At 69.4% G+C, this 18,227-nt stretch carries 13 protein-coding genes; 1 reads left to right on the top strand and 12 read right to left on the bottom strand.

Features of this window, described 5'->3' with window-relative positions; genetic code table 11:
* Nucleotides 1-78: 78 nt before the first annotated feature.
* The 11 genes from blsE to LX15_RS05360 form a co-directional block, all read right to left on the bottom strand.
* The gene (gene blsE, locus LX15_RS05405) at nucleotides 79-1,074 is read right to left on the bottom strand and encodes a cytosylglucuronate decarboxylase (protein WP_253668370.1); all 996 of its coding nucleotides are present in this window, start codon (nucleotides 1,072-1,074) and stop codon (nucleotides 79-81) included.
* Nucleotides 1,075-1,091: 17 nt separating this feature from the next.
* A complete protein-coding gene (locus LX15_RS05400; protein ID WP_253668369.1) occupies nucleotides 1,092-2,438 on the bottom strand; it encodes a hydroxymethylcytosylglucuronate/cytosylglucuronate synthase in 1,347 nt (448 codons plus the stop codon).
* Nucleotides 2,439-2,820: 382 nt separating this feature from the next.
* Entirely contained in the window at nucleotides 2,821-3,891 is a 1,071-nt protein-coding gene (locus LX15_RS05395) for a methyltransferase (protein WP_253668368.1), read from the bottom strand.
* Nucleotides 3,888-4,991: a SagB/ThcOx family dehydrogenase gene (locus tag LX15_RS05390; protein ID WP_253668367.1), complete on the bottom strand. Its 1,104-nt coding sequence runs from the start codon at nucleotides 4,989-4,991 to the stop codon at nucleotides 3,888-3,890. The genes LX15_RS05395 and LX15_RS05390 overlap by 4 nt, the downstream gene beginning before the upstream one ends.
* Nucleotides 4,988-6,070 (bottom strand): amidohydrolase family protein, encoded by a 1,083-nt coding sequence (locus LX15_RS05385; protein ID WP_253668366.1) that lies wholly within the window; start codon nucleotides 6,068-6,070, stop codon nucleotides 4,988-4,990. Before LX15_RS05385 ends, LX15_RS05390 begins: the two co-directional genes overlap by 4 nt.
* Nucleotides 6,071-6,304: 234 nt before the next feature.
* Complete coding sequence (locus tag LX15_RS05380; protein ID WP_253668365.1) at nucleotides 6,305-8,428, bottom strand: TOMM precursor leader peptide-binding protein; 2,124 nt, start codon at nucleotides 8,426-8,428, stop codon at nucleotides 6,305-6,307.
* A 164-nt stretch (nucleotides 8,429-8,592) separates the two neighbouring features.
* The gene (locus LX15_RS32205; protein WP_301304076.1) at nucleotides 8,593-8,715 is read right to left on the bottom strand and encodes a hypothetical protein; all 123 of its coding nucleotides are present in this window, start codon (nucleotides 8,713-8,715) and stop codon (nucleotides 8,593-8,595) included.
* A gap of 528 nt (nucleotides 8,716-9,243) precedes the next feature.
* Entirely contained in the window at nucleotides 9,244-10,293 is a 1,050-nt protein-coding gene (locus LX15_RS05375; RefSeq protein ID WP_253668364.1) for a cytochrome P450, read from the bottom strand.
* Between the two features lie 599 nt (nucleotides 10,294-10,892).
* A complete protein-coding gene (locus tag LX15_RS05370; protein ID WP_253668363.1) occupies nucleotides 10,893-11,177 on the bottom strand; it encodes a hypothetical protein in 285 nt (94 codons plus the stop codon).
* A gap of 197 nt (nucleotides 11,178-11,374) precedes the next feature.
* Entirely contained in the window at nucleotides 11,375-12,427 is a 1,053-nt protein-coding gene (locus LX15_RS05365) for a hypothetical protein (protein WP_253668362.1), read from the bottom strand.
* Between the two features lie 48 nt (nucleotides 12,428-12,475).
* Entirely contained in the window at nucleotides 12,476-14,809 is a 2,334-nt protein-coding gene (locus LX15_RS05360; RefSeq protein WP_253668361.1) for an Orn/Lys/Arg family decarboxylase, read from the bottom strand.
* Between the two features lie 682 nt (nucleotides 14,810-15,491).
* Between LX15_RS05360 and LX15_RS05355 the strand changes: the two genes are divergently transcribed.
* A complete protein-coding gene (locus LX15_RS05355) occupies nucleotides 15,492-16,313 on the top strand; it encodes a pyridoxamine 5'-phosphate oxidase family protein (RefSeq protein WP_253668360.1) in 822 nt (273 codons plus the stop codon).
* An 85-nt stretch (nucleotides 16,314-16,398) separates the two neighbouring features.
* Here the strand turns inward: LX15_RS05355 and LX15_RS05350 are convergent, their stop codons facing one another.
* On the bottom strand, nucleotides 16,399-18,225 hold the full coding sequence (locus LX15_RS05350; RefSeq protein ID WP_253668359.1) for a hypothetical protein: 1,827 nt from the start codon (nucleotides 18,223-18,225) through the stop codon (nucleotides 16,399-16,401).
* Nucleotides 18,226-18,227 lie beyond the last annotated feature (2 nt).

Here is an 18,227-nt window from a genome sequence, read left to right as displayed (position 1 = left end):
CTGTCCAGGCCGCTCAGCACTGCCGCTCAACAGTGCCGCTCAGTAGGGCCGCTCAGTAGGGCCGCTCAGTAGGGCCGCTCAGTAGTGCCAGTCCGGAACGACGCCGAGGCGGGCCACGTCGTCGCTGTACCCGGCGGCGGTGGTGGAACACCCGCCGCACATCAGGGGTCCCTGTCGCCGGAAGAAGTCGACGTGTTCCCGGAAGGCCGGGCCGTCCAGGACGATCTCGCCGCCCTCCCTGATCGGCGCGCCGCCCAGCTCCTCCCCCACCCGGTGCGGCAGGCAGCTACACCCGAAGGCACGACCGTTCTTGCCGTCGAGGTAGATGACGTCGTCCACGACGTGACACAGCGGGCGGCTCGCTCGCGGGGTCTGCGAGTGGCGGAAGTACCGGTCCTGCTCCTCCGGGGTGTCGCCATAGAACCGTTTGCCCAGCGGCACGAGGACCTCGTCCGGGTCGGCGGTGTAGATCGGCTCGCAGACCGCGCGTACGTGGTCGGGGTCGGGGTAGGTGATTGTCCGGGCGAGCTTCAGCGCGGACAGCTCCCACTGCCGCACACCGGCCTCCGTCAACACCTTCTGCAACTCGGGCATCTCGGTGTAGTTGTGCGGCCCCACCACGGTGTTGACGCGCGGGAGCACCCCGAGGTCACGAGCACGGCGCAGGCCGGCCAGCCCGTTGGCGAACAGGCCCGGCAACCGCCGGTAGACGTCGTGGGTCTCGGCCGACGCGCCGTCGAGGCTGACGATGACCTGCGCGAGGCCGGCCTCGGCGAGGTCCTCGATCATCCGGGGCAGCATCATCCCGTTGGTGATCAGCGACATGCGCATGCCGTGCTCGGCGCCGAGCCGGACCAGTGCCAGGACGTCCTGGTGCATCAGGGGTTCGCCGCCGGTGAACCGGACGTACCTGACGCCGGACGCCACGGCCTGGGGAAGCAGTTCGGCGAAGTCCTCGACGGTGAAGCGGTAGGTGTCCCGGGACAACGCGAACTCGCACATGAAGCAGTCCGCGTTGCAGGCTTCCAGGATCCGCACGAACAGGTAGCGGTCGCGTCGTGGCGGTCGGCTCATCGAGGCACCCTTCTCGCTCAGGAGCGCGCAGGGGAGGACCGGGAAGACGAGGCGAGGGCGAGCACCGCGTCGGCGACCTGGTCCGCGCCGCGCACCCCGATCCGTCGGGCGAGACCCGTCCAGTCGGCGTCGAGGCGCACGGCGTCCACCGCGGCGCGCACCTGGGCGCGGAGTGCGCGGCGCACCGGCTCGGGCGCCTCGCTGGCCCTGTCGATCCTCCCGTAGATCACGGGGAGCGCGGTCGCCTCGCCTCCGATCCGGCTGGCCAGCAGGCGGTCCTCGTCGAGGACCTCCTCCGGCCAGCGGACCCTGGTGGCGGCGGAGCACGCCGCCGCGTACTGACGCCCGTTGAGGACCTGGCTGACGTTCTGCGGGGGCAGGCAGACCACCGGTGTCCCCCGGCTGCTCGCCTCCAGGAGGGTGGTCAGGCCCGGTGACGCCACGAGGAGGTCGCACCGGTCGAGTTCGGCGAGGAACTCGGTGTGGCCGAGCGGGTGGGCGGAGACGGCGAGCGCGGGGCCGGTGTCCGGCCCACCGGTGAGTTCCCGTGTGAGGTCGGGTGGGAGGTTCCCGGCCACGTGGACCTCGCGGACGCCGGCGTCCGCCAGGGCGGCCAGCGCGGGCGGCAGCACGAGCCTCGGGTACCGGGTCCAGTCCGCGAGCCGGGGAGCGCGGAGGCCGCCGAGGCTCACCAGCGCACGCCGGAGGCCCGTGACGCGCCGGGGCGGGGAGAGCGAGGACGGTGGGCGGACCACCGCCTCCACCCAGCGGAGGTTGTGGATGGCGTCCAGCACGGGGCGGCAGTCCGGAGGGAGTTCGACGCACCGTTGCGCGCAGTAGACGGTGGCCTCCACCGGGAGGAGGGGGAGGTCTCCCTCGGTCCACAGGAAGGGGAGGCTGTCGACGAAGACGGTGGGCAGGCCCAGCGCCTCGAAGGTCCGGGCGACGGGGTCCAACACGACCAGGCCGGCGTCGGCCCGTTCCCGGCGCAGGATCGCGGCGACGGCGTCCTGGTCGATCCCACCGTGCTGGCCGGGCTGACTGTGCTGGCTGCGCTCGCTGTGCTGGCCGTGCTCGTCGTGCCTGCTGTGCTGATCGGCCCGGCCGTGCTGATCGGGCCGGCCGTGCTGACCGTCGGGAAGGGGTTGGCCGTTGGCTGGAACATCGTGGACTGGGACGTCGTGCCAGGCCGCCACGTCCAGCCCCGACAGCAGTGGTCGGCCGAGCGCGGAGCCGATGCCGACCACGCGGGGTGGCACCGCGGCGCGGCGACGGATCGCGTCGAGCACCGCGCTCAACTTCCCCGCGCTCCCCCAGCCGAACTCGATACCGGCGACCACGATCGTGGGACGTTCGGGACTCATGCCACGTCCCGGGGTCTGCCAGGAAACGACATCCCCGCGAGCAGAACCAACAAGCAGCCCCTCATCCTGCCTCCACCGGGGTTCACGAGAATCGCTCGCACAGCGGCCGGGAGTGTCGGGGAACCGTCCGGGCAGATGCTATCAACGGCGCGACGCGGCCGCGCCGGCGTTCCACGTCCTCACTTCGAGTGAAAGCCAGGGATCACGACGGCTCATGGAGCGCGCGACACGAGTGACGTCACCATGTCCACACAGCACTGAACAAGGAAAGGTAGAAGATCACGAGGTCCCCGCTCCGAGCCGAGATCGGCTTCGTGAAACCTCTTTCGACTGTCCACAGTGGAGAGAGCGATGACCGTGGCTGGGGTGGTGCGGGTTCTGCTCAGTCTTCGGGCGAGGGTGACGCTTCGAGGATGTGGTAATCACTGGATTCGAGAGGCGTCACGCGGTCGAGAGTCCATCCGGCACGAGTCAGGATCGTTCGGTACTCGTTCTCGGTGCGGAGGCGACCACCGGTGAGGACGAGCCCGAGCAGGTCCTCCGCGGCCTGTCTCGCCGAGGGAAGGGGTGTCTCCACGCAGACGGGTTCGACGAGCAGGAGCCGGCCACCGGACCGGAGGTCGCGACGGCAGTTGCGCAGGATCGTCGTCGCGGTCTCGTCACCCCAGTCGCGGATGACGTTCCGCGTCACGTAGAGGTCTCCGCCCGATGGCACCGAGCTGAGGAAGTCGCAGGTGGTGAGCGTGCACCGAGCCTCGACGCCGGCGTCGCGCACGGTGTCCCGCGTCGTCTCGGCCTCGGCGCGCAGGTCCGCCAGGACACCATGAAGATGACGATGTCGAGCGAGGATCTCGGTGAGGAAGACGCCGTCACCGCCGCCCACGTCAACCACGGTGCGGACGCGGGAGAAGTCATAGATGTCGGCGACCTGGCGTCCGAACTCGCGCGCCTGCCTGGCGAAACCCTGGTTGAACACGGCTTCCAGGGCGGGGTGGCGACACAGGTGGGTGTAGAAGTCGCAGCCGAAGATCCGGTCGAAGGCGGGTTTGCCGTCCCGTATCGCGTCCTCCAGTCCGTTCCAGGCCTGCCACACGGACTCGTCAGCGAAGAGCAACACCTCGCCCTGGACGCTCCCGGGGACGTCGGGTCGAAGGAGCGCGCCGCTGTCGGTGAGGGCGACGTGGCCATCGCCAGTTCGCCTGGTCAGGCCGAAGATTCCGAGAGCGCGCAACAACCGCGCGAGTGTGGCGGGCTGTGCCCCGCTCCTTTCCGCCAGTTCCTCGACGCTCATCGCATGGTCGCCCAGGATCTCGGGGATGCGGAGGCGCACGGCGACGTGCACCGCCTTCGACCCGACATGCCCGAACAGCAGTTGGAACACATGCTGCTGGTGGTCAGCGACATCATCGCGGGCGGCGTCTTCTGCCCGGGGCTCGGTGTGGGGACTGTTCACGCCTGCTCCTTCGTCCTGTCGAGCGGAAGAACCTGGGGGCTCGTGGGTTCGTCGGGATCGGGGATGCCCAGGGCGAAGTTGCCCACGTGGATCAGGTCGTTCGCGTGCGGGCGCAGGAACGACGGGGAGATCGGCGACTCCAGGACGGCGGTCGCGCACGGCGCGAGGCCGAGGTCGGTCGCCACCAGGTACATGGTCTGGAGCAGACACCCGACGTCGCAGTAGATCGTGTAGAGCGCGCTGGCCCGGTACTTGCACCGGGTGCGACGGAAGCACGAGGCCAGGTAGAGACTGACCTGGGGCGGGCGGTCGACGAGCGTGGCGACGGTGATGAGCTTCCGCTGGAGTTCGGCCAACTCCCCGCTCCACGCCGCGAGCCGCTCCAGGCGGTGGTCGAAGGGGTCGTAGTGGTAGGCGCCCGGCGCGAGTCCGCTGACGTCCCGTGCGACGACGTAAAGCTCGATGCTGTGGCGGGCGCCGCCGGAGGGGCTGGGTCGGCGGGTGATCTGGATGCGTTCCGGCGCCAGCCGGGCGCGGACCCGGGCCGCCCGGTGGAGGAACGTGGCGAGCTGCTGTCTGCTCAGCGGCCGGTCGAGATAGTCACGGATGCTGCGGCGGGCGCGCAACACCTCGGGGAGCGGGCCGCCGGCCTCCTCCTCCCTGGTGTCCTCGCCGAGGGAGATGACCTCCGAGGCTTCGGGGTGGGTGAGGCGGGCGGGCGGGATGTCCTTGAGCCGGACCGACGTGAGCGGGCCGCCGCGCCGGGCCACCTGGGTGTGCAGCGCCAGCTCACACGCCGTCCACGTGCCCGCGGGGTCCTCCGGCTCCCCTGTGTCCTCGGTGTTCCTCTGGTCCTCGGTGCCGTTGGTGACGTGGACGAGGCCGGCGGCGGCCATCCGGTCAAGCAGCTCCGCGGCCCGGGTGGCCGAGCCGTTGGCCAGGGCGGAGGCGGGCAGGGGGCGCGCCAGCCGGCCGAGCAACTCCATCACGGCCGGTGTCACGGCGAAGGTGCGCCCGTCTCGGGCGTCCGTCACCGCCAGCCGGCCGTCAGCGGCCCATTCCGGGTACAGCCAGGGATTGCGCTGATACTTCGTCGTCATCGCGCCTCCTGGGACACGCTCTCGGACACACCGGCGCCATTCGGGACGAACACGCAACCACGCAGCAGGGTGGCGAGAACCGGGGCGACAGGGCCGGGCTCCCCCGCGAGGAACGACCGGACCGAGGGCAGGGACAGGAACATGAGGGGGTCGTCGCCTGAGGCCGGCCACGCCGGCGGTCTGACGCACGTCGACCAGAAGACCAGCGCGGGATCGATCCCGGCACGGACGAGGAGACACATCTCCTCCCACAGCCCCTGCCCCGGCAGCACTCCCGGGTTCGGGGTGTCGCTCCCGACCACAAGCGTGACCCCGGAGTCGGCGAGGCGCAGGAGCGTCTCGTGCATCCGGGGCTCGGCCGCCCGCGCCCACGCGATCTCCTGCTCGCTCCAGGGCCGGGCGGTCGTGGGCATGCGTCGCCAGAACGCCGCCAGGTTCCCTGGCACGCCGGGAAATGCCCATGCGCTGGCGGCGTGTTCGATCAGCTTGCGCTGGACCACGAGAGTGGGGCACAACCGGGTTCCCGGCGGAAGATTGGGCCATCGCGCGTCGGGATCGCGGTGCGCCCACCGGTGGTTCAGCACGTGGGTGCCGCGTTTCGAGCCGTCACCGTCGGGGACCAGGCACGCGAGGTGTTCGAGTTCGTCGACGCCGGCGCGGATCGCCGCCTCGGCTCCCCCTGGCGCCGGGTGGAGAGCGACCCGGAGGCCGCGGCGGTGGGCCTCGCGCACCATGAAGCCGAACAGCTCCTGGGGGAAAGCCGCGTAGAGCTTGATCCACCGCGCACCTCGGGTCACCGCGTCGTCCAACAGTCCGGGCAACTCCTCGGCGGAGTCCCACCGGGCCGCCAGGCTCAGGCGAGGCGGCCCGGGGCGGTCGAAGAACGGCCCTCCGAGTTCGATCTCGGGCAGTGGGTCCGCGCAATCCGCCGGGCGGGGCAGGGGCTCTCCCGCTCCCAGTCGTGATCCCAGATCCCGGACGCGGGCGACACCGAAGGCGATGAGAGCGGCGAAATCCATGCCGGAGTAGGGATGCACGTGCGCGTCCCGCAGCGCGGGAGCCACCACCGCGTCATCCATGCTGACGACAGCCGGAGGATCCGGCGTCGCCTCTCGCACGCGTTCGATCGTCCACTTTCCGTTCTGACGCACAGTGACCACGTGAGGGCCGCGCTGGATCCCGTGCCGTGTCAGGACACCAGTGACCCGGATGTGGTGTGGACCCTGTGAACGGCACAGCTCGTGCCTGACGCTGGGGTGAGCGGTGCCAGCGTCCCGTCCCTCGTGTTCGTGTGACACTGCGGTAGCCGCCTCTCAGGCCAGGGGGACGGGATGCGGGTTCAGCTCGTCCTCGGTCAAGGGCGTGTTCCGCGCTCCCATGGCCACCGGCGCCTGATAGAGCCGGGGGCCGCCGAGACGGCGGAACCGCAGGGTGAAGCTGATCGGCTGGAGGCCGGGGACCACGCTGCGCACGCTCCGCACCCCGCACTCCGCGACGTCGACCGACGTGATGTCGGTGGCGATCGCCTCGTAGCCGTGGAGGGCGAGCTGGTTGACGACGCGCTCCACGTCGTCACGCCCGTGGCGCAGGACCGTGTCGGGGACCGGCCGGACCGGACCTTCGCGCAGGAAGTCGAGGTGCTGGTGCCGGTCCGCGCGGCAGTAGAACGTCGCGCAGTCCATGATGTCCTTGGCCTGGAGCGGGTCGTCGAGGATGCCCATCTTGTCGATCGCGACCGGGACCTGCGAGAGCGACAGCTCCAGCTCGGCCGCCGCGCCCAGCAGGGCCGTCTCGAAGTCCAGCGCCGCCCTGCTCGACTGCACCGCGAGGAAGGGGTGGTCGGGCGTGCGGTGACGCGCGGACAACAGCACCGAGGGAATGCCGAGATCGGTGGTGATGTCCTTGGCGAGGAGGTCCACGCCCCTGGCCAGGATGGCGTCGACCGCGGCGCGCGCCCGGCCGGGCGGCAGGGAGTCGAGATCCAGGGTGGGCAGGGTGAGCCGGTTGAGCCAGAAGATCATGAAGGCGTCGCGTTCGACGGCCTCCAGCAAACCCCCGAGCAGCGCCTGTCGTGCCGTGCTGCCGGCGGCCAGGCCGGTGGAGATGGGATGCATGAGGCGTTCTTCGCGCCGGGGCGGACGATAGGGCACGTAGACCGCGCAGGCGGGGAGATAGCGTTGTTCCCGGGTGCGCAGGGAGACGGCGGGGACCCAGTCGAGGGGCTCGTCCGGGTCGTACGGGCTCAGCTCTCCGGCACACGCCTCGTACTCGCGTTCCGAGCCGAGGGGCAGCGTGCGGGGGTCGACGGCGGCCGGTCCCAGCTCGGCCAGCGTCGCCCGGACCAACCTCGCCGGGTCATAGACGCCCGCCGGGTAACGCTCCAACACCTCACCCAGAGCACACACCCGAGCAAGAGTGGGATCATGCTTGGCCGCCGCGCCCTTGGTGGACGCGGCCAGCGGGGAGAAGCGACGCGTGGCCGTGCCACCGACGGTCACCCCCAGCCAGCAGGAACCCCCGGCGCCGCCGTCCCACCCCCGAGGCAGGCGGATGAGGCGCACCTCGCCCACGATCCCGGTGAGCGGGTCCACCCCGCGAGACATCCGCCGCCAACACTCCTCCGTCGCGGGCTCGGGTTCCTCCGCGAACAGGTCCTCTCCTGGCGTGGCGACCCGGCCAGCGCATCCCGGGCACAAGGGCAGGTGGAGCAGGGGGTGGACGGTCCGCGTGAGGGAGTCGAGGTCGAGTTCCCACAACTCGCCAGGACCGCCCGCCTCGCCAGGAGGAGTCTCCCGCAGCGCGAGGATGACGTGGTGTGCCACCAGCGACGCGGCTGCCGTGGTCGTGGGCCAGCGGTCGTCGGAACAGCCGCCGACCAGGGAGTCGAGGGGCAGGTGGGCGATGTCCTGGGCGGGCAGGTTCGCCCGCATGCGGAGGGCCACGCAGAGCGGGCACGCCGTCGTGGGTGGCCGGAGGACGGCCAGGTACAGGCGGGTGACGGTGGAGAGGTACGCGACGACCGGGACCTGGTGGCGGGCCGCGACGTCGGCCCAGCGCCGCATCTCGTCGTCGGGCGTGGACAGGGAGAGCGCGATGACGCCCGCGGGGGACTCGTGGTCGTCCGCAACGCCGAGGCCGGCCTTTCGCACGGCGGAGCGCACCAGGTCTCCCACCGGGCCGTCGGGGGTGACGACCACGGCCGTCGGCGTAGGTGGAACGTCCTGATAGGACGGATGCTGGTGGAGCGCGTTCGCGCTGTTGACCAGGAGTCCCCGTCGCGCCAGGTCCTGCTGTGCCGTCTCGGGGAGCGCCTGCCATCCGGACGGCGGTTCCGTCTCGGGTTCCTGTTCCGCGAGCCGAAGACGGAACGTGCCGTCTCCGCTGCACACGTAGACATACGCGCCCGCCCGCGTGATGCGAACGTCCGCCCGGGGCATCAGACCTGACCGAACTGGAGGCACGCCACTCTCCCTCATACCGGGTGGGTCAAGTTCTCAGGTTCGTGTGGTTCGCTGGGGAGGGATCCGCGGGCCAGTGCGGTACTGGCCCGCGGATCCGTCAGCCCTCGCCCGTCCACGTCGGAGACGTGACGGGCGAGGGTTCACTTGTCATCGCCGTCCTCGTCGTCGACCACGAAACAGCAGCAGGAACAGGCGGGTGCCGGCTCGGCGGTCTCAGAAACCATCCGCTCGAACTCGAACTCCGCCTCCCTCGTGGTGTCCATGGTGATCTCCTTTCCTTCCCTGGCCGAAGGCCAAGAACGCGGTTACAGGAGGATGCGGCCGGCAGCAACGGCACGAGCCACGTCCGCACGCGTCACTCGGCCTCGTCGTCGACCACGAAACAGCAGCTACAACTGACAGGCGCGGGCTCGGCGGTCTCAGGAACCATCCGCTCGAACTCGAACTCCATCTCCCTCATGGCGTCCATGGCGATCTCCTTTCCTTCCCTGGCCGAAGGCCAGAAGCCCGAATACCGGAGGGTGAGGCCCGGGAACGACGGCCCGAGCCACGCCCCCCGGGTCACTCCTCCTCGTCGTCGACCACGAAACAGGTGCTGGAACAGACAGGTGCCGGCTCGGCGGTCTCAGGAACCATCCGCTCGAACTCGAACTCCATCTCCCTCGTGGTGTCCATAGTGATCTCCTTTCCTTCCCTGACCGAAGGCCAGAAACGTGGTTGCGGGAGGTCGGGGCCGGCGAACCGAAGGTGAAGACCGGAAAGAGCGTGTGGCGCTGCCAGTCATCGGGCGGTCATCGTGGACCGTGGGTAACGCGCGTGACGGGCAGCCCCGCGAGGCCCCTGGCGAAGAACCCCTCCAACCACGCCAGGCCATCCCGGTCAACCCGGTGAGCCAGCCCCGCCAGGGACCGCATCGCGGTCGTCACCCCGACGCGGAGCACGAGCCTCGCCAGCGGGGCGCCCGGGCAGAAGTGGCGACCGTGGCCGAAGGTCAGGTGTTCGGTCGCGTGTTCCTGTCCTCGCGTCGCGTGCCGGCCGTCCTGGTTCGCGGTCACGATCGAGCCGCAGACCAGCTCTCCTCGGCGCACCCTCGCCCCGCCGAGGCTGACGTCCTCCGTGGCGAGGCGGGGGTGGGTGTTCTGGGGGACGGGCGCGAGCCGCAGGACCTCCTCGACGGTGGCCGCCGCGACCTGAGGAGCGCGATTCCGGAGTCGCGTCTCCGCGGGTCCCAGGAGCAGGACCAGGAGGGTGGCGCCGAGCTGCGCCGCCGTCTTGACGTGCCCGGTGACGTGCAGCGAGGCCACCAGCATCCGCAGGTCGTCCTGGCCCAGCTCGCCCTGGTCACACCGAGCGACCAGTTCGGAGACGAGATCGGGTCCCGGCCGCTCGCGCCTCAGCGTGATGGCCGCGTCGACCAGGGCCGCCTGGCGGGCGCGGGAGGTAGCGGCATCGTCGACGGTCCACTCACGTGTGCCGAGGTAGTCCTCGGTCCAGCGGGCGTTGTCGGGGAGCAGGTGGGTGGGGAACCCCGTCACCCACGAGGTGACCGTCATGGCGAGTGGCAGGCAGTACTCCCGGTACAGGTCAACCGACTCCCGGTTCTGGATGGCCGACAACAGGTTCTCAGCGCACGACCGCGCCCGGGGTGCGAGTCGGTGAACCTGGCGCGCCGCCAACGCGGGCGCGATCAGCCGCCGCAGGAACGCGTGGTGGTTGCCGTCCTCCCCGGAGAGCAGGTCGAGGGTGCCGGACCAGGCGCCGTACCGCCCCGGCTGCGTGCGGACGAACCGGGGGTCGCGCAACATCGCCGCGACGTGGTCGTGCCGGGTGAGCAGCCACATCGTCCTCCCCTGCGACCGCCTCCTGACCGGCTCGCACGCGTCTGACGCCCCGAGCCCCTCGAAAGGCGGGGAGGCTGTCTCCGTGGGGAACAACGAGCGGATACTTCGGTCCAGGAGCATGGCCTCTCCCTCGCGCACGCGACCACCCCCATGTCCGACGAGGGCATGACCCGCAACCGGGTCACAGCGGTGAGTGGTGAGGTACTGCCTTGTGAGGTGCTGCCACCGTCTCCGGCCAGCGTGGAACACTCCGTCCGGAGTGGACGATGTCGACCACGACCGGCGGCATCCCGTTCACCAGGAACAGGGGACTGTCCCGACCACCTCCGTCTGCCGAACCCCTCTCTCCGGTGGAGGCCCGGTGGTCACCCGGCCATGTGGTCACGGGCCGTTCCGGACACGGCCCGGAACTCCTCACGGGAAACCTCCCGCTCCTCACCCCACCGTTCTTCCCCCTGCTGGGGTCCCCGACTCACCCGTACGCGAGAAACCACGCCACCGAGTGACGGCGAGACCCCACTCACGCGCACCACGTGGGACGCCAGTGCGCCGTGCTGGTGTCCACCTCCGGTGGTAACGCCGAGCCCCAGGATCAGCCCTCAGTGCTCGTGCGAGCCGGGCTGTGTGTCGACACGAGATGTGGGGGACGCCGCGTCGACGCGTGCTCGCAACAGCCCGATGGATCGTTCGTCCGCGAGCCACTCGCCATTCTCGTGCTGGCTGAGCAGAATCGTCAGGCCTTCGCGCACGCTGTCTTCCAGTTGACTGAAGGCGGTGTTGAACGCCTCAATGTCCTCGGGGTCGGCCAGCAGCGTGACCAGTTGCAGGAGCTGACCGCTGTTGTCCGGTGGGATGCGGAGAAGCTGAGGCGCGGCCCGAATCATCCCGCACACGAGAACTCTCGCCGGAAACCTCTGCGGGGGTGAGTCCCGCCCCCGTGCACAGGCAGTAACCCGTCGGCCATTTCGTCACCTGTCCCCCACATCCGGCCCGAGAATCATCGCGTTGTCACGACGCGCTCAGGAGGTGGGGTTGGCCCGGTGTCGTGGGGAGCGACGGCGCGCCGGTGGTTGATCGAGGGTCATGCCTCGCTCGACCGGGCGGCGAGGGAAGGCCGGTGGCCGAGCTGGGGCAGCTTGTCGATGGTGACCAGGCCGGCGGGGGCCTCCAGCACGTCGGGGATGCGGTTGACCAGGGTCGCGCACGTCGTGACCGCGGTGGGCAGGTCGGCGTTGAGCATCTGGAGTCGCACGTTGGTGCCGTCGGCGCGTTTCCCGGACAGCACCCACTTGTTGAAGTCCGACTCGCCGGGGACGTACACCTTGCCGCAGGAGCTGATGCGCAGGGTGATGCCTTCCTTGGTCTTCATCGTGTCGGTGTCGGTATAGCCGAGCAACTGCCCTGGCTCGACGTACTTGCCCAGTGCCTTGCAGTACACCCGGCTCGTCGCGAGATCGGGCTGGGTGTCGGTGCTGATGGCGCCCGTCGGGGTCAGGCGCGCGGTGGCCGCGAGGGCGTACAGCGAGATCGCACCGAAGGTTGGCTTGCGCTTGGTGCTCTTCTTCCACGCCTCGAACTCTTCCTTGGTCCTGCCGACGAGCTGCTGCTCAGCCAACGTCTTCCCGAAGTCGTCGACGTTCCACGACAGCGCGCCCGACACCTGACTCACCTTGTGGCCGGTGGCCATCAGAACGCCGACGAGGTTGACCCAGTAGCCGTCCTGGTGCCCGGTGCCGGTCACGGTGACGCCGTGGGCGCTGGCGAGTTCGTGGAGCTTCCTGCTCAGGGTCGCCGCCGTCACCCACGGGTACAGCATCTCCTCGGCGAGGGTGACGACGTCGGCCTTCGCCTTCACCACCTTCTCGAAGATCCCGTACAGCGTGTCGTCCAGGTAGCTGCTGATCGTGACCACCGCGATGTCCGCGCGGGCCTTGGCGAGGGTCTCGTCCGCCCTGTCGCTCACGATGACACCGATCCTGCCGGCGCCCGCGAGTTCTCCGAGGTCCTTGCCGACGGTCTTCGACCCGGTCCTGGCGATCGCCGCGACCGGCCGCACTCCCCGGTCGCACAGCATCTTGGTGATGGCCAGGCCGGTGCTTCCGGGACCGTAGATCACTATCCGCGGATCGGGCATCTGTCCTCCGAGTCGTCTCGTGGCGGCCCCTGTCGGAAATGACGCTGTTCACTTCTCGGCGCAGGTGAGCCGATACGTGCCGTCGGTGTCGGGATGGATGCCGTGCGTCTCGCTCTCGAAACCGGGGAACTTCCGGTCGAACGCCTCCATGGCGCTGAGGTAGGAACGCAGCGGCGCGCTGGCAGGTCCGACCTTCTCCCCCGGCATGAGCACGGGGATACCCGGCGGGTAGGTCGTCACCTGGGTGACCACCACGTGATCCTCCCGCAGCTCGTCCAGCCGCACCAGGCCCGCCCTGCCCGTGATCAGCAGTTGGTAGGCCTCCCCCGGGGACATCACCTGGTCAATGCGCTTGGTGAAGGCCTCGTTGAGCAGTGTGAGGAACCCCGAGACCGCGAGGGCCTGGTGCATCTGCGCGCACAGCGCGGGCAGGGTCAGGTGGCCGTAGCGGTCCGGGTGAGCGCGCACGAGGTCGGGCAGCACGTCGACCAGGTCGGCGCCGGTGTCGTAGGCCCTCTTGAAGTCGGTCAGCGCGTCCAGCAGCGTGCCCCACTTGCCTTTGGTGATGCCCATGGAGAACAGGACCAGGAACGTGTAGGCGTCGGTCTTCTCCACCACGATGCCCCGCCTCCCCAGGTAGGCGGTGACGATCTTCGCGGGGATGCCGAAGCCCTTGTCCACCCTGCCCGTGGCGTCGACGCCGGGGCAGGTGATGCTGACCTTGACGGGGTCGAGCAGGCAGTAGTCCTTCTCCATCTTCTCGAAGCCGTGCCACGACGCGCCGGGGGCGAGGGTCCAGCAGCTCGGCGTGGTCACCAGCAACTCCAGCCGGGCCTTGTCGAACGGCACCGGCTTCTTGGTCTTGGGGTCAATGACCTCGGGCGGCTGCCACGCTCCGAAGAACCAGGGCGGCCGTTCCCCCGAGGCCTGGAAACGACGGCCGAGCCGGATGATCGCCTGGCGGAACCGGACCGCCTCGGTGATCGCCTCCGTGGTCAGCCACCGCCCGCCGGAGCCGCTCATCATGCCCGCGGCGACGTCGTTCGAGGCGATCAGGGGGTAGAGCGGGGACGTGCTGGCGTGCAGCATGAACGTCTCGTTGAACCGGTGACGGTCGAACTCGTGGTCGGGCGAGCACCTCACGTGGATCATCGCGCTCTGGGAGAGCGCGGCCAGCAGCTTGTGCGTGGAGTGGTTGGTGAAGACGGTGGGACGTTGCGCGTGGGTCGGCATGGTCTGCTCGTCGATGGCCATCCCGTAGCGACGCTCGTAGAGGGGATTGAACCTGGCGTAGGCGAACCACGCCTCGTCGAAGTGCAGGTTCCGGACGGACGTGCCCAGCAGCTCGGCCACTCGCACGGCGTCGTAACACAGGCCGTCGTAGGTGGAGTTGGTGATTCCCGCGTAGACCATCGTGCCCGCCTCGCCCGCGTCGCCTCCGTCGGTGATGGGGTTCGCCGCGACCTGCTCGCGAATCGACTCCGCGGTGAGCCGCTCCGGCGGGATCGGCCCGGTCAACCCGTAGCCGTTGCGGACGGGCCGAAGGTACGTCGGTCGCGCGCCGGACAGGATGATGCCGTGGTTGATCGCCTTGTGGCAGTTGCGGTCCACCAGCACGGCCGCCTGCTGGGGGACGCAGGCCTGGATCACGATGCGGTCGCCGCTCGACGTTCCGTTCAACACGAAGTAGGTGTGGTCGGCCCCGAAGACCTTGGCGGCGTGGCGCTCGGCGTCCCCGATCGGTCCGGTGTGCTCGAAGAGCGAACCGAGTTCGCCGACGGAGGAGGACAGGTCGGTGCGGAAGAGGCGCTCGCCGTAGTAGTCGTGGAAGGCCCGGCCCACCGGCGACTTGAGGAAGGCGACGCCTCCGGCGTGCGCGGGGGTGTGCCAGGAGTACTTGTGGGCGTCCTCGAAGTGGCGGAGCGCGCGGAAGAACGGAGGCAGCATGTCCTCCAGGTAGTGGCGTGCCGCGGTGTCGACACGGCCGGCGACGAAGCCGGGTGTGTCCTCCAGCAGCCAGATCCAGCCGTTGACGATCTCGGCGATCCACAGTGGAAGGTCGTCCTGACCGCTGTCCCGGGCGACGAGGAACACCGGGAGCTTCGGGGAGAACCGGTCCATCAGCGCGCGGAGCACCGCCTCGGCCGGTCGACCGGACTCCCCCTTTCCGTCGCTCCCGCCGGGGAGTTCCCAACTGATCAGGGCGGCGGCCAGGTCGGCCCGGGCGGTGATGACCGCCGTGGCGTCGACCGCGGAGTCCGCCGTCGTCACCCGGTGTCCCTTCGCCCGCAGCAGCGTGGTGAGTTCGTCGAGCCGCTCGGTCGCCGCGGCGCCCTTGGTCGTGCCAGGGTCCAGTGCCATGAGCAGCGTGTTGCCCGTCATCGGGGAGCCAACCTCTCGTCGTCAGGCGACCGGTGTCGCTACGGAGAAGCCCCCGGGGAACCTAGCGCCGAGCGATGTTCCGGGCACCTCGTGGATTCCGCCGTCTTCGTGAGGCGTCCACTGGGACGAGTGACCCGGCCAGGCGTGACGGGCACCGGCGTTTCGCACGTGTGGGTTTTCGCCTGTCGCGCCGCGCCTTCTCGCGCGTTGTTGGTCTGGTGGGGGCTGGGTTAGCCTCGACACCGGGGATCGAGGAACTGGATGCCGACAAAGTGACAACGATGTACGGCGTGTGGAGATCCGTGCCCCGTCGGGGTTGGTGGGTTTCCTCATTGGCGGGTTTCCTCACCCTCGATCCGGATGACGAAGGCGGCGGACCTGTCGGACGACCTGTCCGATCACCTGCCCCACGACTGTCCACAGTGCACTGATCGCTTCGGGTGGTACCACGGTGGCACCATGGCGTCGGGTTCCGGCCACTCCGCTCGACCGTCGGTGACACCGCCACGGCCCTCGCTCCGGTGGTGGAAGGCGTCGTCCTGCTCGTCCTGCTCGCGCCAGGACGTGACGCGGGCCGTGCGGGAACGACCACGGAGTCAACAAGCCCAGTGCTCGGCTCTCACTCCCGCAATCCGTGATCCGACCGCACAGGCCTCTCGCCCCCCAACTCCCAGGAGGAACGATGACCACCGCGGAACCGCCCGCAGCCGGTTGTGGCGACCCGTACAAGCGCCACCCGCTGACCACCCCCACCCCGAACTACTCAGCACATCTCGTCAAGCACAGGAAGGCTCTGGCACTCTCGATCCTGGACGAAGGCTTCTACTGCCACATCGGCTACTTCGATCCCGAGGCGAATGCCGTCAGGGTCGTGCCACGCCAGTACGGGCGCTCCGGCGACAGCCTGTACATCCACGGGCCCGGCCCCGCACCTGGCTCACACCTGGGCGACGAGCACACGTCGCGCCTGTACCGGCTCATCGCCCAGAACAGGGTGAGTGACGTGTGCGTGACCGTGAGCCTCGTGGACGGGCTGGCCCTGGCGCGATCGGCGGCCCACGCCGCCCTCTCCTACCGCTCCGTGGTGATCTACGGCAAGGCCTGCGTCGTGCTGGACAACAGTGAGGACGGCGAGAAGGCCGAGGCGTTGGAGACGATCGCGAACCACATCGCCCCGGGATACGCGGACGACTCGCGCAAGGCCGACGCCGCGGAACGCAAGGCGGTCGGGATCATCCGGATCGACTTCCGACACGTGTCCTCGAAGGTGCGCACGGGTGGACCCGCACGGGACGGCAAGGACCCGCAGGAGTTCTGGGCGGGCGTGGTGCCCATCCGACCGGTCTACGGGCCACCGATCAGCTCGAAGGACGTGCCAAGCACCGTCCGCGTCCCCGGATACGTCAGGCGCCTGACCGGCATCAGGGGCGCCAACGACCTGGACGTCGCGCCGCCTCGACACGGCGAGGGCGAGGAACGACCCGACGGCGCGCCCCTCTTCTGAGCCGCGCGCTCAGCAACCGCGCCACGGCGCCAGATGAAGGAGATGGCCCGCCGAACCAGTCGTCCCCTGACTTCCAGCAGGAGTTTCACGGATCAGGAACGAGCACGGGGAGAGCGCCGTTTCCCCTCGTGTGGATCCACGGTCCGACACGGGTCGCGCCTCGTGTTCGCAACGTCGCTCGGTACCGGAAGCAGGGCACGAAGTCCCGCTCGGCGGGGAAGAGTATCCATCGACGGGGTGTGTCCTGGTCGCTGGCTGTCCAGCGGAACGTGGCGGTCGGCTTCTTCAGCGGCGTGCCGCTGGGGTCGGTGACCTCCATCGTGAGGTCGACCGTCTCCGACTCGTCCAACGTCCTGTCGAGGTAGATCGGCACCACGTCGAGGTGGCGCGCCATCATGGTCGAGACGTCGATGGCGATCGTGTCGAAGAGCGTGCCGTGGGGCTCAGGGTCGACCTCGATGTGGTTCACCTCGTTGTGCACGACGCAGAAGCGGTCAGTCACGGTCGTGGAGTCGACCAGATGGATGCTGCGTCGCACGAACGTCCTGTCGGACTCCCATCCGGCAGGCGGGTTGTCGACCTCGCCGGGGTGCTTCTGCCTCACCTCGTAGACCCACACCCCGGCCTTGTCCCCTGAGCCCGAGCGGGGGAACGTCCGTCCCTGCCAGTCCAGCACGCCGTTCTCGTTCGGGTAGCCGCACTGGACGGCGACGTACTCCACTGCGGGGTTGTCCCAGGCGATCACCGGCCGGAAGACCCGGCGAAGACAGTGTGACCAGTCGCTGAGATACGTCGTGACCACGTACTTCCGTTCGAAGTCCGGGTCCTTGCGCATCTCGGCGAAGGCGGACTCGAACGAGGTGGAAAGCGTGAAGTGACTACTGTAGGTGTACGGCCGGGAGGTCACGTGGTCGATGCTTGGTTGCTGCGGCATGGTCGACACCACCTTCCAGGTCCGCCCCCACGGTGTGGCGGGCCCGTCCGCGTCCGAGGTGAGCGCGGCGGGCCTGGGGACGGTCGGATCGAGCACCGCCTGCCGAGCGAGCTTGGCGAAGCGCGCGACCAAAGCGTCGGAGTGGTCGCGGAGGTAGGTGGCCGCCTCCTCCTTGTCCGGGACCGAGCCGTCAAGCGTGAACTCGACGGTGAGTCTTTTCCTCTGGGTGAGTCTTGTGAGACAGCGGCGCAGCTCCGCGATGGTGAGCCGCCCATCGGCTCCCACCATCTCGACGAGTTCTTCCGAGACGTCGCGCCACTGTCCCTTGATCCGCAGTTCACGGACCGGAGCGGTGAACTCCACTCCCACGGTCCTGTTCACCACGATCGAAGAGGAGCCCTCGCGCACCGCCCTGTACAGGACCTGGGTGAGATGGTGCCCGAACAGGGCGCGGTAGGAGCGACCGGTGGTCGCCGAGATCGACCCGGTGTCCGCTCCCTGGAGCTGCCAGAACCACGGATCTTCCCGCAGGGTGTTGGGCCCTCGGGGAAACACGTTCGACAGTGTGGTGTGTGAGAACTGGAACGTCATGGGGCTGAAGACGGCGCCAGCACCCTTGAGAATCCCCCAGTAGGGCGGCTTCTTGTGCCCCACGAACTCCCGGTAGAGCTGCTGTTGCGCGGCCTCGACCGCCTTGGGCGGCAGTGTGCCGGCGAGGGTGAAGGTGAGCAGCCCCCCATCCACTTGTCCGGACTCCGGGTCCTCGCCGGCGAAGCGGGAGAAGCGGAAGGCGAAGTCCCCAGTCTCGGGGTCATCCCCGCGTTCGAGGTACAGGTCGTCGGGCATCCAGTAGAACTCGCTGTCCTGCCTTTCCGGGTTGCCCAGGTCCGGATAGAACCGGAGCCGGTACCCGTCCGCCTCGTAGGTCTTCGACCCCGCGATCTCGGTCGGGCCGAGTCCCTGTCCAGTGCGGGCCATGC

It is taken from the genome of Streptoalloteichus tenebrarius, from assembly GCF_024171885.1.
GTDB classification, from domain to species: Bacteria; Actinomycetota; Actinomycetes; order Mycobacteriales; family Pseudonocardiaceae; genus Streptoalloteichus; species Streptoalloteichus tenebrarius.
Note: the sequence above shows the minus strand (reverse complement) of the source record. Positions and strands in the feature narration are given on the sequence as shown.

Coding starts and splice junctions, on each gene's coding strand:
- blsE (WP_253668370.1), bottom strand. CDS start 1,074: ATGAGCCGACCGCCACGACGCGACCGCTACCTGTTCGTGCGGATCCTG.
- LX15_RS05400 (WP_253668369.1), bottom strand. CDS start 2,438: ATGAGTCCCGAACGTCCCACGATCGTGGTCGCCGGTATCGAGTTCGGC.
- LX15_RS05390 (WP_253668367.1), bottom strand. CDS start 4,991: ATGACGACGAAGTATCAGCGCAATCCCTGGCTGTACCCGGAATGGGCC.
- LX15_RS05385 (WP_253668366.1), bottom strand. CDS start 6,070: ATGGATGACGCGGTGGTGGCTCCCGCGCTGCGGGACGCGCACGTGCAT.
- LX15_RS05380 (WP_253668365.1), bottom strand. CDS start 8,428: ATGCCCCGGGCGGACGTTCGCATCACGCGGGCGGGCGCGTATGTCTAC.
- LX15_RS32205 (WP_301304076.1), bottom strand. CDS start 8,715: ATGGACACCACGAGGGAGGCGGAGTTCGAGTTCGAGCGGATGGTTTCT.
- LX15_RS05375 (WP_253668364.1), bottom strand. CDS start 10,293: ATGTGGCTGCTCACCCGGCACGACCACGTCGCGGCGATGTTGCGCGAC.
- LX15_RS05370 (WP_253668363.1), bottom strand. CDS start 11,177: ATGATTCGGGCCGCGCCTCAGCTTCTCCGCATCCCACCGGACAACAGC.
- LX15_RS05365 (WP_253668362.1), bottom strand. CDS start 12,427: ATGCCCGATCCGCGGATAGTGATCTACGGTCCCGGAAGCACCGGCCTG.
- LX15_RS05360 (WP_253668361.1), bottom strand. CDS start 14,809: ATGACGGGCAACACGCTGCTCATGGCACTGGACCCTGGCACGACCAAG.
- LX15_RS05355 (WP_253668360.1), top strand. CDS start 15,492: ATGACCACCGCGGAACCGCCCGCAGCCGGTTGTGGCGACCCGTACAAG.
- LX15_RS05350 (WP_253668359.1), bottom strand. CDS start 18,225: ATGGCCCGCACTGGACAGGGACTCGGCCCGACCGAGATCGCGGGGTCG.